Origin of the sequence: Curtobacterium herbarum, assembly GCF_016907335.1 — a bacterium.
GTDB lineage: Bacteria > Actinomycetota > Actinomycetes > Actinomycetales > Microbacteriaceae > Curtobacterium > Curtobacterium herbarum.
This window is the reverse complement of sequence record NZ_JAFBBT010000001.1, coordinates 605,127-618,962: the sequence shown is the minus strand read 5'-3', so window position 1 is coordinate 618,962 and position 13,836 is coordinate 605,127. Positions and strand designations below refer to the sequence as shown.

The 13,836-nt window shown below is 66.8% G+C and carries 13 protein-coding genes; 5 read left to right on the top strand and 8 right to left on the bottom strand.

Features of this window, described 5'->3' with window-relative positions:
* Nucleotide 1: 1 nt before the first annotated feature.
* The 5 genes from JOD51_RS17290 to nrdH form a co-directional block, all read right to left on the bottom strand.
* Nucleotides 2–1,267: a DNA adenine methylase gene (locus JOD51_RS17290; RefSeq protein WP_204606971.1), complete on the bottom strand. Its 1,266-nt coding sequence runs from the start codon at nucleotides 1,265–1,267 to the stop codon at nucleotides 2–4.
* 19 nt (nucleotides 1,268–1,286) lie between these two features.
* Nucleotides 1,287–2,288, bottom strand: a complete 1,002-nt coding sequence (nrdF, locus tag JOD51_RS03010; RefSeq protein ID WP_056119980.1) for a class 1b ribonucleoside-diphosphate reductase subunit beta — start codon at nucleotides 2,286–2,288, stop codon at nucleotides 1,287–1,289.
* Between the two features lie 106 nt (nucleotides 2,289–2,394).
* Nucleotides 2,395–4,500, bottom strand: a complete 2,106-nt coding sequence (gene nrdE / locus JOD51_RS03005; RefSeq protein ID WP_204606970.1) for a class 1b ribonucleoside-diphosphate reductase subunit alpha — start codon at nucleotides 4,498–4,500, stop codon at nucleotides 2,395–2,397.
* A 17-nt stretch (nucleotides 4,501–4,517) separates the two neighbouring features.
* The gene (nrdI, locus tag JOD51_RS03000) at nucleotides 4,518–4,934 is read right to left on the bottom strand and encodes a class Ib ribonucleoside-diphosphate reductase assembly flavoprotein NrdI (RefSeq protein WP_204606969.1); all 417 of its coding nucleotides are present in this window, start codon (nucleotides 4,932–4,934) and stop codon (nucleotides 4,518–4,520) included.
* A gap of 116 nt (nucleotides 4,935–5,050) precedes the next feature.
* Entirely contained in the window at nucleotides 5,051–5,284 is a 234-nt protein-coding gene (gene nrdH / locus JOD51_RS02995; RefSeq protein ID WP_017886897.1) for a glutaredoxin-like protein NrdH, read from the bottom strand.
* A 387-nt stretch (nucleotides 5,285–5,671) separates the two neighbouring features.
* Between nrdH and JOD51_RS02990 the strand changes: the two genes are divergently transcribed.
* Together JOD51_RS02990 and JOD51_RS02985 are read left to right on the top strand one after the other, a co-directional pair.
* Nucleotides 5,672–6,877, top strand: a complete 1,206-nt coding sequence (locus tag JOD51_RS02990; protein WP_204606968.1) for an MFS transporter — start codon at nucleotides 5,672–5,674, stop codon at nucleotides 6,875–6,877.
* Nucleotides 6,878–6,951: 74 nt separating this feature from the next.
* On the top strand, nucleotides 6,952–7,770 hold the full coding sequence (locus JOD51_RS02985; RefSeq protein WP_204606967.1) for an aldo/keto reductase: 819 nt from the start codon (nucleotides 6,952–6,954) through the stop codon (nucleotides 7,768–7,770).
* Nucleotides 7,771–7,883: 113 nt separating this feature from the next.
* Here JOD51_RS02985 and JOD51_RS02980 read toward each other — a convergent pair whose 3' ends face one another.
* On the bottom strand, nucleotides 7,884–8,213 hold the full coding sequence (locus tag JOD51_RS02980) for a hypothetical protein (RefSeq protein WP_204606966.1): 330 nt from the start codon (nucleotides 8,211–8,213) through the stop codon (nucleotides 7,884–7,886).
* Between the two features lie 111 nt (nucleotides 8,214–8,324).
* Between JOD51_RS02980 and JOD51_RS02975 the strand changes: the two genes are divergently transcribed.
* Nucleotides 8,325–8,906: a hypothetical protein gene (locus tag JOD51_RS02975; protein ID WP_204606965.1), complete on the top strand. Its 582-nt coding sequence runs from the start codon at nucleotides 8,325–8,327 to the stop codon at nucleotides 8,904–8,906.
* A 121-nt stretch (nucleotides 8,907–9,027) separates the two neighbouring features.
* Complete coding sequence (locus JOD51_RS02970; RefSeq protein WP_111078557.1) at nucleotides 9,028–9,549, top strand: ribonuclease H family protein; 522 nt, start codon at nucleotides 9,028–9,030, stop codon at nucleotides 9,547–9,549.
* A gap of 85 nt (nucleotides 9,550–9,634) precedes the next feature.
* Here JOD51_RS02970 and JOD51_RS02965 read toward each other — a convergent pair whose 3' ends face one another.
* On the bottom strand, nucleotides 9,635–9,886 hold the full coding sequence (locus JOD51_RS02965; RefSeq protein WP_204606964.1) for a DUF6458 family protein: 252 nt from the start codon (nucleotides 9,884–9,886) through the stop codon (nucleotides 9,635–9,637).
* Between the two features lie 103 nt (nucleotides 9,887–9,989).
* Nucleotides 9,990–12,545, bottom strand: coding sequence for a DEAD/DEAH box helicase (locus JOD51_RS02960; protein WP_372377559.1), 2,556 nt, complete (start codon nucleotides 12,543–12,545; stop codon nucleotides 9,990–9,992).
* 105 nt (nucleotides 12,546–12,650) lie between these two features.
* On the opposite strand from JOD51_RS02960, the gene JOD51_RS02955 reads away from it, so the two are divergent.
* The gene (locus JOD51_RS02955) at nucleotides 12,651–13,664 is read left to right on the top strand and encodes an LLM class flavin-dependent oxidoreductase (RefSeq protein ID WP_204606963.1); all 1,014 of its coding nucleotides are present in this window, start codon (nucleotides 12,651–12,653) and stop codon (nucleotides 13,662–13,664) included.
* The last annotated feature ends 172 nt before the right edge of the window (nucleotides 13,665–13,836 follow it).

Sequence of the window (13,836 nt, the reverse complement as noted above, 5' to 3'; positions counted from 1 at the left end):
ATCAAGGAGCGCAGAAGACCAGAACCTCGGCTCCGTCCGGTGCAACTTGGCTGACATCACGACGATTCAATCGGGCATGCCGAGCTCCGTCGATCACAAGAAGGTCAACTTTTCGATAGTGCTTCTCAGCCAACCCGAGAACTGCTGGTAGGACGACACTCCTCGGCCTTGCAGTCTCGCCACCCGCGGTCGGAGAGTACGACAATAGCATTTTGGCGTTGCGTCGGCTCGCCATTTCGAACATATCATCGAACGCGGCCTGCGCCTGGCTTACAATCGAGAATTCAGATTGGTGCCTTTGAACGCGGTATAAACCCTTGCTCGGCATTGAACCACCACCGAGATTTGAATAACTCAAACCTGGCTCGTCTCCGACTGCAATGGTCTCCAACACGTGGTAAAAGCGAGAGTAATGCTCTCTCGTGTAAGGCGGGTCTGCATAGATAAGAGAATCCTCGCCGTGCCTTATGATCGCTTCCCTGAAATCGGCGGTCTCTCCTAAGATTGGAAGATCCGTCGACACACCCGAGACATGTTTTCTCGCCATCAACAGGAGCCCGATCGGGTTGAACCCGGCTCGCTGCTGAGCGATTTTGAGTGCGACTCGGTCCTTTGGAACCCCCGCCTTACTCAGGACCTGCACTGGCTGGGCGTAGTGCCCCCCCACCGATGTAACCAAGCTTGAGGCGAATTGCATTGCTAAAGTCAAGCCAACGTCAGCTTGACCCCTGGGCATCCGCCGAGCGATGGCTATTGCAGCGTCCAACCATGCTGCCTGTTCATAGGAAAAATAAATACCCCCGTAATAGCGAGTCATGACAAGGTCGCGCAAGCCATCGTCATCGCCGACGTTGACGCCCAACTCGGCCCACACGCTGCTCGAATCATGAGCCATTTTAGATCCACGCGAAAGCATTGCGACAATGTTACTGATATCGCCTTGCTTAAAGACTGCTCGCTCCCACTCGATAAGCCGTGATATGCGTCCGTCAGCAATGTATTTTGCCGCTTCGTTTTGAACCGCTTCCCAGTAATCTTCTGGTGAAATGGCCAGACGTCGCGAATACCCGTTCACGAGTATGCGCGAATAGTTTTGAATATCATTAGCCACGACGTCCCGCTCCGTGGCAACACTCAGGGCGACGCTACCGCTACCTGTAAAAAGGTCTAGTAGTGGTCGTTTATTCGTAGGATCTAATGAACGCAGGCCAGCGTTAATTGCTTCTATATATCGGCTCTTACCGCCGAGGTACGGTATTGTTCTCAACAGCTGAATTTGGATGGACTCAGAAGTCCCAGTCCTCGTCCTCAGTGCTCTCCGCCTTGCCGATGACGTACGACGAGCCGGACCCCGAGAAGAAGTCGTGGTTCTCGTCCGCGTTGGGCGACAGCGCCGACAGGATCGCCGGGTTCACGTCCGTCGTCTCCTTCGGGAACATCGGCTCGTAGCCCAGGTTCATCAGCGCCTTGTTGGCGTTGTAGTGCAGGAACTTCTTGACGTCCTCGGTCAGCCCGACCTGGTCGTAGAGGTCCTGCGTGTACTGGATCTCGTTCTCGTACAGCTCGAACAGCAGGCTGAACGTGTAGTCCTTGATCTCCTGCTTGCGCTCTTCCGAGGCGCCCTCGAGCCCCTTCTGGAACTTGTACCCGATGTAGTACCCGTGGACGGCTTCGTCGCGGATGATCAGGCGGATCAGGTCAGCGGTGTTCGTGAGCTTCGCGCGCGAGGACCAGTACATCGGCAGGTAGAAGCCGGAGTAGAACAGGAACGACTCGAGCAGCGTCGACGCGACCTTGCGCTTCAGGGGGTCGTCACCGGTGTAGTAGTCGAGGACGATCTGTGCCTTCTTCTGCAGGTTCACGTTCTCGGTGGACCAGCGGAAAGCGTCGTCGATCTCGGGCGTCGACGCCAGGGTCGAGAAGATCGACGAGTAGCTCTTGGCGTGCACCGACTCCATGAACGCGATGTTCGTGTAGACGGACTCCTCGTGCGGGGTGATCGCGTCGGGGATCAGGCTGATCGCGCCGACGGTGCCCTGGATGGTGTCGAGGAGCGTCAGACCGGTGAACACGCGCATGGTGAGCTGCTGCTCCTCCGGCGTGAGGGTGTTCCACGACTGCACGTCGTTCGACAGCGGCACCTTCTCGGGCAGCCAGAAGTTGTTGACGAGGCGGTTCCAGACCTCGACGTCCTTCTCGTCCTGGATGCGGTTCCAGTTGATCGCGCTGACCGAACGGATCAGCGGGACGGCTTTACCAGTGGCGTGGACCGGGTCGGTGAGAGTCATTGCGTTCTTCCGGAAGTCAGTGATCGGAACGGGATTCGGACTGGAGGCGCGGTGCGGGCTGGCACCGCGCCTCCAGGCCGGGGGTGGTCGCGTCAGCGACCGGAGGTCACAACATGCACGAAACGCAGCCCTCGACCTCGGTGCCCTCGAGTGCGAGCTGGCGCAGACGGATGTAGTAGATCGTCTTGATGCCCTTGCGCCATGCGTAGATCTGGGCCTTGTTGATGTCGCGCGTGGTAGCGGTGTCCTTGAAGAACAGCGTCAGGGACAGGCCCTGGTCTACGTGCTGCGTCGCCGCGGCGTACGTGTCGATGATCTTCTCGGCACCGATCTCGTACGCGTCCTGGTAGTAGTCCAGGTTGTCGTTCGTCATGAACGGCGCCGGGTAGTAGACGCGGCCGAGCTTGCCTTCCTTGCGGATCTCGATCTTCGACGCGATCGGGTGGATCGACGACGTCGAGTGGTTGATGTACGAGATCGAACCGGTCGGCGGGACGGCCTGCAGGTTCTGGTTGTAGATGCCGTGCTCCTGGATGGACGCCTTCAGCGCCTTCCAGTCGTCCTGCGTCGGGATGGTGATGTTCGCGTTGTCGAACAGCGACGCGACGCGGGCGGTGGCCGGCGTCCAGACCTGGTCGGTGTACTTGTCGAAGAACTCACCCGACGCGTACTTCGAGTCGCGGAAGCCGTCGAAGGTCTCGCCGGTCTCGATCGCGATGTTGTTCGAGGCGCGCAGGGCGTGGAACAGCACCGTGTAGAAGTAGATGTTCGTGAAGTCGATGCCCTCTTCGGAGCCGTAGTAGACGCGCTCACGAGCCAGGTAGCCGTGCAGGTTCATCTGGCCGAGGCCGATGGCGTGCGACTTGTCGTTGCCGTCCTCGACACTGCGGACCGAGGTGATGTGCGACATCTGCGAGACCGAGGTCAGGCCGCGGATGGCGGTCTCGATGGTCTTGCCGAAGTCCGGCGAGTCCATCGTCAGCGCGATGTTCAGCGAGCCGAGGTTGCAGGAGATGTCCTTGCCGATCTCCTTGTACGAGAGGTCCTCGTTGAAGGTGGTCGGGGTGTTGACCTGCAGGATCTCCGAGCACAGGTTCGACATGTTGATCCGGCCCTTGATCGGGTTGGCCTTGTTCACCGTGTCCTCGAACACGATGTACGGGTAGCCCGACTCGAACTGGATCTCCGCGATGGTCTGGAAGAACTCGCGTGCCTTGATCTTCGTCTTCTTGATGCGCGAGTCGTCGACCATCGCGCGGTAGTTCTCGGAGATAGGGACGTCACCGAAGGGGACGCCGTAGACCTTCTCGACGTCGTACGGCGAGAACAGGTACATGTCCTCGTTGTTCTTCGCGAGCTCGAACGTGATGTCCGGCACGACGACGCCGAGGGACAGCGTCTTGATGCGGATCTTCTCGTCGGCGTTCTCGCGCTTGGTGTCGAGGAACTTCATGATGTCCGGGTGGTGGGCGCTGAGGTAGACCGCGCCGGCACCCTGACGCGCACCGAGCTGGTTCGCGTAGGAGAAGGAGTCTTCCAGCAGCTTCATCACGGGGATGATGCCCGAGGACTGGTTCTCGATCTGCTTGATCGGTGCGCCGGCCTCGCGGATGTTCGAGAGCAGCAGGGCCACGCCGCCGCCGCGCTTCGAGAGCTGCAGCGACGAGTTGATCCCGCGGGAGATCGACTCCATGTTGTCCTCGATGCGCAGGAGGAAGCAGGAGACGAGCTCGCCGCGCTGGGCCTTCGCGGTGTTGAGGAACGTCGGGGTGGCGGGCTGGAAGCGGCCGGCGACGATCTCTTCGACGAGGTCGATCGCGAGCTGCTCGTTGCCCTGGGCCAGGCCGAGGGCGGTCATGACGACGCGGTCCTCGAAGCGCTCCAGGTAGCGCTTGCCGTCGAACGTCTTGAGCGTGTAGCTCGTGTAGTACTTGAACGCACCGAGGAACGTCTGGAACCGGAACTTCTTCGAGTACGCCAGGTCGTTGAGCCGCTGGATGAAGTCCATCGAGTACAGGTCGATCGTCGCCTGCTCGTAGTACTCGTTCTCGACCAGGTAGTCCAGCCGCTCCTTCAGGTTGTGGAAGAAGACGGTGTTCTGGTTGACGTGCTGCAGGAAGAACTGCTTGGCCGCCTCACGATCCTTGTCGAACTGGATCTTGCCGTCCGCGTCGTAGAGGTTGAGCATCGCGTTGAGGGAGTGGTAGTCCATCCCCGTCTGCGGCGACGTCAGATCGACGTCTGCAACTGCTGCGTCCAAAATGCTTCCAATCCTGAGTTGACCGCCTGCACGTCGTCAGGCGTTCCGAAGAGTTCGAATCTGTAGAGCACGGGCACGTGGCACTTCTGGGAGACGACGTCGCCCGCCCGGCCGTAGGCCGCACCGAAGTTCGTGTTGCCGGCGGCGATCACACCCCGGATCAGTGCCCGGTTGTGTTCGTCGTTGAGGAACTTGATGACCTGCTTGGGGACCGCTCCGTGCCCGTTGCCGCCACCGTAGGTCGGGAGGACGAGGACGTAGGGGCCGTCCGCGTGGAGGAACGGTTCGCTCGGGTAGAGCGGGATCCGGTCGGCGTCCTGGCCGAGCTTCTCCACGAACCGGGCGGTGTTGCCCGAGACACTCGAGAAGTAGACGAGGCGGCTCATGGTGCGCTCCCTGACGAGGTGCGGACTGCGGACCGGAGGGGTGTGGCGGGCGTGTGACGAGCCTCCCGGCTGTCACCCACCACGGTGGGTGCAGGCCGATGTGGCCTGCGCCCGGATCAGGCCAGTTCGGCGCTGAGGGTGGCGATCTTGTCGGGGCGGAAGCCCGACCAGTGGTCGTCGTCGGTCACGACGACGGGGGCCTGCATGTAGCCGAGGCTCTTGACGTGCTCGAGCGCCGCTTCGTCCGTGGAGACGTCGTGCACTTCGTACTCGATGCCCTTGTTGTCGAGGGCGCGGTACGTCGCAGTGCACTGGACGCAGGACGGCTTGGTGTAGACGGTGACGGCCATGTTTACCCCTGGTTCTTGCTGGTGTGGTGCGTGGTCTGGAGGTGGTGCTGAGGTCTGTGCGCAGCCGCATCCGAGAGGAGCCGCTGCGATGACTTCACACTACATCTAGTGGCCCGCCGCGTGACCGACCACAAGAGGGAGTGTTACAGCCGTGTAGTTCTCCACAACGCTCTGCACAGCCTGTGGATTCCCGGGTGGCCCGGTTTTCCGCCAGTCTGACGGGCACCTCCGACACTTCCCCACACCGGTGGACAGCTCGATTCCACACGTGTGGAATCAGCACATCGGCGTGTCGCGCACACACCTCCGAGGGCCGCTCCCCCGCACGGGGGACACCGCTCTCCACAGCCGCCGCAACGCGGTCCGTCCGGTCCGTACACTCGTCTCGTGAGCGCGTACGGGTCCCTGCTGAAGACTCCCGGGGTCGGCCGGGTCATCGCCGCGCAACTCACCGCGCGCTTCCCGTTCGGCATGCTGTCGCTGGCCTACCTGCTGCACGTCGAGCACATCTTCGACTCGTACGGCGCCGCCGGACTCGTCCTCGCGACGACGAGCATCGGCCAGGCCCTCGCCGGTCCGCTGACCAGCCGGTGGATGGGCCGCTGGGGCATGCGCCCGGTGCTGATCCTGACGAGCATCGTCGCGTTCGTGACCATGGGCATCATCGCCTTCTTCGTGATGCCGCTCTGGGCGTACGTCGTGATCGGCTTCGTCGGCGGCCTGGCGGTCCCGCCCGTGCAGCCCGCGGTCCGCACCATCTACCCGAAGATGGTCACGTCCTCGCAGCTCACCCCGCTGTTCTCCCTCGACGCCAGCGCGCAGGAACTCATCTGGGTCGCCGGCCCGGTCATCACCACGTTCGTCGCGACGCAGATCGGCACGGTCGAGGCGATCGTCGTCGCGATGGTGTTCCTGCTCATCGGCTGCACCTGGTTCATCGCCTCCCCCGAGCTCGGCCGCGTCCGCATCCCCCGCTCGAAGCGCGCGTTCGGTGTCGTCATGAAGCGGCCGTCGGTCGTCGTCGCCACCGTCACCGGTCTGCTGCTCATCGGCGCGTGCTCCGCGGTGGAGGCCAGCGTCACCAGCGTCTTCGGCGAGGGCAGTCCGAACGCCGGCATCGTCCTCGCCGTCTTCGCGGTCGGCTCGCTCGCGGGCGGGTTGGCGCTCGGCCACCGTCCGATCTCGCAGAACGCCCTCTGGCTCCGCATGACGATCGTGTTCGTCGGACTCGTGCTCGCGGTCGGCAACCCGACGTTCTGGTGGCTCTGCATCTCGCTCGTCATCGCCGGCGCCGGCATCGCCCCCGCGCTGACCGTGATGTTCGGCTCGGTCTCCGCCACGGTCAAGTTCTCCGACACGGCCGAGGCGTACGGCTGGATGGGCACCGGTCAGCTCATCGGTGCCGCAGGCGGCTCCGCGGTCGCGGGCTTCCTCATCGACAGCAGCGGCCCGAGCGGCGGTCTGACGGTCGGCGCCGTCATGGCGGCGGCCGGCGTGGTCTTCCCCCTGGTCATGCGCCGCTGGCTGCCCGACCTCCGCGGTCGCGACGCCAGCCCGCTGCCCGACACCGAGCCGGTCCACCTCCCCACCTGATCCGTCGCCCCGCGTTCTCCACAGGTCGGACTGGAGGCCCGCCCCACCCCCGTCACGCCGGGCAGGATGGGTGCATGGTCACCTCGATCCCCCTCCGCGCCGGCCGGAGCATCCCCACCGTCGGCTTCGGCGTCTACAAGGTCGACGATGCCGAAGCGGCGACGGCCGTCGGGCTCGCGCTGGACGCCGGGTACCGCCACGTGGACACGGCCGAGATGTACGGCAACGAGCGGGGCGTCGGGCAGGCGATCCGCGCCTCCGGGCTCGAGCGCGACGACGTGTTCGTGACCACGAAGGTGTGGAACGACCACCAGGGCCGTGACGGCACGCTCCGGGCGTTCGACGCCAGTCTCGAGCGGCTGGGGCTCGACGCGGTCGACCTGTACCTGATCCACTGGCCGGCGGCGGCGAACGACCGCTACGTCGAGACCTGGCGGACGCTCGTCGAACTCCGGCGGTCCGGGCGGGCACGCAGTGTCGGGGTCTCGAACTTCCAGGTGCCGCACCTCGAACGGATCATCGACGAAACCGGTGAAGTCCCCGCGGTCAACCAGGTCGAGCGGCACCCGTGGTTGCCGCAGCGCGAGCTGATGGCGTTCCACGAGCAGCACGACATCGTGACCGCGGCGTGGTCGCCCCTCGGTCGCGGACGTCTGATCGAGGACCCGGTGCTCGTCGGCATCGCGGCCGCACACGACGTCAGCGTCGCCCAGGTGCTCGTCCGGTGGAACGTGCAGCAGGGGGTCGTCGTGCTGCCGAAGTCGGTGACGCCGTCCCGGATCCGCTCGAACCTCGACGTCGACGGCTTCGTGCTGACGGACGACGAGCTCGCCGCGATCGCCGGCCTGGAGTCCGGCCAGCGAACGGGCTCCCACCCCGACTCCGTCGCCTGACCGCCGCCGCGCTGCACGGGCGCCGCGCGGCACGCAAAACACCGGTGTTCGTCAGTCTCGCCGCGCAATCGCGCGGTGTCTCCGACGAACACCGGTGTTTCGAGAAGGCCAGCTCAGCCCTGGCGGTCCTCCTCGGACTGCCACGGCAGGTGCAGGTCGCCCGGCTCGGGCTCGACGTCACCGGCGTCGTCCGCGCCACCGGTCCCCGGGGCGGCGACGATGCGCGAGGGGTCGATGCCGTCCGCGCGCAGGTCGTCATCGTCGCGCTGCTCGGTCTGTGACGCCTCCATCTCGCGCTCGCTCGAGGGGCTGTACGACGTGTCGGCGGCCCGCTGCTCGCTGCCGCTCACCCCGTCGACGTCGTCGCTGTGCGCTGCCGAGGCCAGGGCGTCGGAACGGTCCCGGTCGTCGGAGTGCTCGGGGCCTGCGATGTCGTTGCTCATGGTGGTTCCTCCCGTTTCCCCGAACGCTAGGCGGCAGAGCGCCCCGGACTCCCAGGCCGTCGGTCCGATCGGGGCACAACCACCCGCTCCGTGCTCCAGTACCGTCGAGGAGTGATCGATCCTCGTGCCCTGGCCAACGATGAACTCCGACCCGGGGAGCGCCTGCTGTGGGTGGGGCAGAGCGACCCCGCGCGGCTCTTCACCGGACGAGACGGCTTCCTCGTGCCCTTCAGCCTCTTGTGGGGCGGCTTCGCGATCTCCTGGGAGGTCGGCGCCCTGACCACCGGAGCGCCGTGGTTCTTCGCCCTCTTCGGCAGCGTCTTCGCGCTCATCGGGCTGCAGCTGATCATCGGCCGGTTCTTCGTGAAGCGCCACCGGAAGCGGACGGAGGCCTTCGCCGTGACCGACCGGCGGGCGTTCATCACGAACGGACGCAGCAGCCGCGAGACCGATGTCAGCCGGACCGACCGGAACATCGCCTGGACCCGCGATCGGACCCACTGCTCGGTCGAGTGGGGCGAGAGCTCCGGACGCGGAGTCTTCGGCGGCGGCGGGTTCGGCGGCCCCAACCTCCAGCACATCTACGCCAACACCGGCCTGGACGGGTTCTTCGGTCCACGTCCGATGGCGTTCTACGACGTCGCCGACGGCGCGGCCCTGGTCCAGGCGCTCGATGACGCGGCCCGACGCTGACCACGGGCTGGTCGCCGCACTCCGCCGGACTTCCGGTCGCTGACCACGGCCAGGAGGCACGCCCCACCCCCGCAGGTCCGTTACGCTCGTCGGGCACTCGCCACCACCAGGAGGTCCCACCGTGACGATCGTCGCCGCCGCTGACGGCTCAGCCCTCGGCAACCCCGGCCCCGCCGGCTGGGCCTGGTACGTGGACGACGACCGCTGGGCTGCCGGCGGCTGGCCCCGCGGCACCAACAACCAGGGCGAGCTGACCGCCGTCCTGCAGCTCCTCAAGGCGACGAAGGACACGGGCGAGCCGCTGCACATCCTGTGCGACAGCCAGTACGCCATCAAGGCGTGCACCGAGTGGCTCGCGGGTTGGAAGCGCAAGGGGTGGCGGAAGGCCGACGGCAAGCCGGTCCTCAACGTCGAGATCATCCAGGAGCTCGACGCCGAGCTGCAGGGCCGCAAGGTGACGTTCGAGTGGGTCCGTGGGCACATGGGCCACGAGATGAACGAGGCCGCCGACGTCCGTGCCCGTGGTGCGGCGACGGCGTACCAGAACCGCACCGAGGTCCCGACGGGTCCGGGGTGGCCGGGCGTCGACGTGCCGGAGCCGGCGGCGATCCCCGAGGTCGCTCCGCCCGCGACGCTCTTCTAGACCGCGCGACAGACGACAGACGACAGACGACAGACGGCGAGGGCGGGACCGATCGGTCCCGCCCTCGCCGTCTGTCGTACCGGACTCAGTAGGTGCCGTCGCGGCGGTCCTGCTGGGTGATCTGCTCGCCCGAGGCCGGGTCGACCCCGGAACGCGTGGTGGTGGTCGTCCGACGTCCGCCGAAGCCCACCGCCAGGCTGATGATGAGCAGGACGACGCCGGCGGCCATCAGGATGTACCCGATGAGGCGCAGGTCGACGCCGGCGATCTGGTAGTCGACCGCGAACGCGACGATGGCGCCGATCACGATCAAGGCGATGCTGGAGCCGATTCGCATGGGGTTCCTTCCGTGGGCTGCGGCTGACCGTACCCGGTCGGCTGCCCGGGTGTTCCAGCCAGGCGAACCGTGCGTTCCCCGGAGCGGGCCGGACCACCCGCACTCAGTCGACGTCGACCTCGGCCCACCCGTCGAAGCGTCCGATCTCGGTGACGCGGACCACGGCCTCCCCCGCATCGTCCGAGGCGTCGAGGTCGATGGTCGCCGAGAACCCGAAGTCCTTGTCGCCGGCCGGGTCGGCGAAGATCTGCCGCGCACGCCAGGTCCGACCCTGCTCGGAGAGCACCAGGTACTGCATCGACCGGGCCTCGGCGTCGATGCCGATCGTGTCGTGCTCGTCGTAGTACTCCTCGAGCACGGCGTCCCACGCGTCCTGGTCGAACCCGGCGGAGGCGTCGAGTTCGCCGAGGCCCTCGATGTCGTCCCGGGCGGCCAGCAGCACGCGCTGGAACAGGGCGTTGCGGACCAGGACCCGGAAGGCGCGGACGTTGCCGGTGAGTCGGGCGGGCTGCGGCGGCGCGATCTCTTCGTGTTCGGCCTCGGCGAGCGCGATGTCCCCGTTCATCAGCGCTTCCCACTCGTCGACGAGCGAGGAGTCGACCTGGCGCACGAGTTCCCCGAGCCACTCGATGATGTCGTCGAGCTCCTGGGTGCGGTGCTCGTCCGAGATGGTCTGTCGCATGGTGCGGTACGCGTCGGACAGGTACCGCAGCACGAGCCCTTCGGAGCGGGTGAGCTGGTAGAAGCGCACGTAGTCGCCGAAGGTCATCGCCCGCTCGTACATGTCGCGGACGACGGACTTCGGGGACAGCGAGAAGTCGAGCACCCACGGCTGTTCGTCGGCGTAGCTCTCGTACGCGGCGGTGAGCAGTTCGTCGAGGGGCTTCGGCCAGGTGACCGCTTCGAGCAACTCCATGCGCTCGTCGTACTCGATGCCCTCCTGCTTCATCCGGGCGACCGCTTCGCCGCGTTCCTTGAACTGCTGCTGCGACAGGATCGCGCGCGGGTCGTCGAGGGTGGCTTCGACGATGGACACCATGTCGAGGGCGAAGGTCGGCGACTCGGGGTCGAGCAGTTCGAACGCGGCGAGTGCGAACGGCGACAGCGGCTGGTTGAGCGCGAAGTTCGCCTGCAGGTCGACGGTGAGCCGGTAGGCGCCGTCGACCTTCTCGATGACGCGCGCGTTGATGAGGGTTCGTGCGATGGTCAGGGCTCGGCGGGCCATCGCGAGCTGCCGGACGCGGGGTTCGTGGTTGTCGGAGACCAGGGACCGGACGTCCTCGAAGGCGTCTCCGCCACGGGCGACGACGGACAGGACCATCGCGTGGGTGATCCGCATCCGCGACGCCATCGGCTCGGGCTCGGCACCGATCAGCCGCTCGAAGGACGCCTGCCCCCAGGAGACGAAGCCCTCGGGCGCCTTCTTCCGCTTGATCTTGTTCTTCTTCTTGGGGTCGTCGCCGGCCTTGGCGACGGCGCGGGCGTTCTCGATGTCGTGCTCGGGTGCCTCGGCGACGACGTCACCCTCGGTGTCGTACCCGGCACGTCCGGCACGGCCGGCGATCTGGTGGAACTCGCGGGCGGAGAGCTGGCGCATCTTCGTGCCGTCGAACTTCGTCAGGCCGGTGAACAGGACCGAGCGGATCGGGACGTTGATGCCGACGCCCAGGGTGTCGGTGCCGCAGATCACGGGCAGCAGACCGCGCTGGGCGAGCTGTTCGACCAGGCGCCGGTACTTCGGCAGCATGCCCGCGTGGTGGACGCCGATGCCCGCGCGGATCAGGCGCGACAGGGTCTGCCCGAACCCGGCGCTGAAGCGGAAGGTGGCGATGGCCTCGGCGATCTGGTCGCGGCGTTCGCGCGTGGCGACCTTGGCCGACATGAGCGCCTGGGCCCGTTCGAGCGCTGCGGCCTGGGCGAAGTGCACGATGTAGACCGGTGCCTTGCCCTCGTCGAGCAGCCGTTCGACGGTCTCCTGCACGGGGGTCATCACGTACTCGTACGCGAGCGGCACCGGGCGCGAGACACCGGTGACCCGCGCGGTCGGCCGCCCGGTCCGCCGGGACAGGTCGTCCGCGATCGTCGTGACGTCGCCCAGGGTGGCGGACATGAGCAGGAACTGCGCGCGCTCGAGCACGAGCAGCGGCACCTGCCACGCCCACCCGCGGTCGGGGTCGCCGTAGAAGTGGAACTCGTCCATCACCACGAGGTCGACGTCGGCGTCGGGTCCCTGCCGGAGCGCCAGGTTTGCCAGGATCTCGGCCGTGCAGCAGACGATCGGGGCGTCGGCGTTGACGGCCGAGTCACCCGTGACCATGCCGACGTTCTGGGCGCCGAACAGGTCGACGAGCTGGAAGAACTTCTCGGACACCAGGGCCTTGATCGGTGCCGTGTAGTAGCTGCGCTTGCCTTCGGCGAGCGCAGCGAAGTGGGCGCCGGCGGCGACGAGCGACTTGCCGGTACCGGTCGGCGTGCTGAGGACGACGTTGGCGCCGGACACCAGCTCGATGAGGGCTTCGTCCTGCGCCGGGTAGAGCGGCCGTCCGCTGGACTCTGCCCAGTCGGCGAAGGCCTGGTAGACGGCGTCGGGGTCGACGACACCGCCGGGGGCCGCCGGCATCGCGGCGACGAGCGGGGCAGCAGTGGTGACGTCGGTCATGTGCCCATCCTCCCAGCCCCACCACCACCGACGGTCGGGAGGCTCGACATCCGTGGACAGACACCGCACCTTCCACAGATCCATACGGCCGCATAGACTCGGGTCGTGCGTGAACTCGGCTTCCTCTCCTTCGTCCCCAACCACGGAGGCACCGCTGGCGCGGCCGCCGCCCTGGAGGACGGCCTCCGCCTCTTCGAGACCGCCGAACGGCTCGGGTACGGCACCGGGTGGGTCCGTGGTCGGCACTTCGAGCCGTTCCTCACCAGCCCGATGACGTTCTTCGCCGCCGCGGCCCAGCGGACGAGCACGATCGGCTTCGGCACCGCGGTGCTCGGCATGCGCTACGAGGACCCGGTCCGCCTGGCCGAGGACGCCAGCACCGTCGACCTGCTCAGCGGCGGGCGCGTGCAGCTCGGCATCAGCACGGGCATCGCCGGGTACGGCCCGATCCTGGACCCGGTGTTCGGCGGCTCCGAGCGCTCCTTCCGCGACGAGGCCGAGGCCCGCGCGTCCCGACTGCTCGAGGTCCTGCACGGCGACGCACTCGGCTCGGCGGGCAAGGGCTACGAGAGCATCCCCGCCGGCGCGGAACTCACCCTGCAGCCCCGGAGCCCCGAACTGCTCGACCGCGTCTGGTGGGGCGGCGGCAGCACGGGCACCGCGGTCCGCACCGCCGAGAAGGGCCTGCTGCTGCACTGCTCGACGCTCAACACCGAGGACACCGGCGCCCCGTTCGCCGAGGCGCAGGCCGACCAGATCGCCGCGTACCGCACCCGGTTCGCCGAGCTGCACCCGAACCGGCAGTCCAAGGTCGCCGTCGGCCGGATCATCGTGCCCCTGCTCGACGACCACGACCGCGCCGTCCACGACGAGTTCCTCACCGGCTACGCCGCCGGCATGGACGACGAGGGGCGCCCGCTCTCGGGCCCGCCGTTCCGCTTCAGCCGGGTGCTCTCCGGTGAGCCGGCCGCGATCATCGACGCCCTGCGCGCCGACCCGGCGGTGACGGCGACCGACGAGTTGGTCGTGACGCTGCCCGCCAACGGGGACAGCGCCTCCCACGAGCGGATCCTGCGCATCATCGCCGAGGAGATCGCACCGGTCGTCCGCGCCGCCTGACGGCCACGGCTCCGCGCCGTCTGACAGCCACAGACCCCACCACGGACCCCACCACGGGCGCAGGCGCGGCCGCACGAAGAAATCCGGCGGGGCCCACTGGTCGGTGAGTCCCGTGGGCTCCCCCGCCGGACCACCATCAGCGCTCCTGATCCGAACGCGATGGTGCCCTCAT

Excerpts from the sequence above, each read along its gene's own strand:
- JOD51_RS02960 (WP_372377559.1), bottom strand. The coding sequence starts at position 12,545 with ATGACCGACGTCACCACTGCTGCCCCGCTCGTCGCCGCGATGCCGGCG.
- nrdH (WP_017886897.1), bottom strand. The coding sequence starts at position 5,284 with ATGGCCGTCACCGTCTACACCAAGCCGTCCTGCGTCCAGTGCACTGCG.
- JOD51_RS02980 (WP_204606966.1), bottom strand. The coding sequence starts at position 8,213 with ATGAGCAACGACATCGCAGGCCCCGAGCACTCCGACGACCGGGACCGT.
- nrdI (WP_204606969.1), bottom strand. The coding sequence starts at position 4,934 with ATGAGCCGCCTCGTCTACTTCTCGAGTGTCTCGGGCAACACCGCCCGG.
- JOD51_RS02985 (WP_204606967.1), top strand. The coding sequence starts at position 6,952 with ATGGTCACCTCGATCCCCCTCCGCGCCGGCCGGAGCATCCCCACCGTC.
- JOD51_RS02965 (WP_204606964.1), bottom strand. The coding sequence starts at position 9,886 with ATGCGAATCGGCTCCAGCATCGCCTTGATCGTGATCGGCGCCATCGTC.
- nrdE (WP_204606970.1), bottom strand. The coding sequence starts at position 4,500 with ATGGACTACCACTCCCTCAACGCGATGCTCAACCTCTACGACGCGGAC.
- nrdF (WP_056119980.1), bottom strand. The coding sequence starts at position 2,288 with ATGACTCTCACCGACCCGGTCCACGCCACTGGTAAAGCCGTCCCGCTG.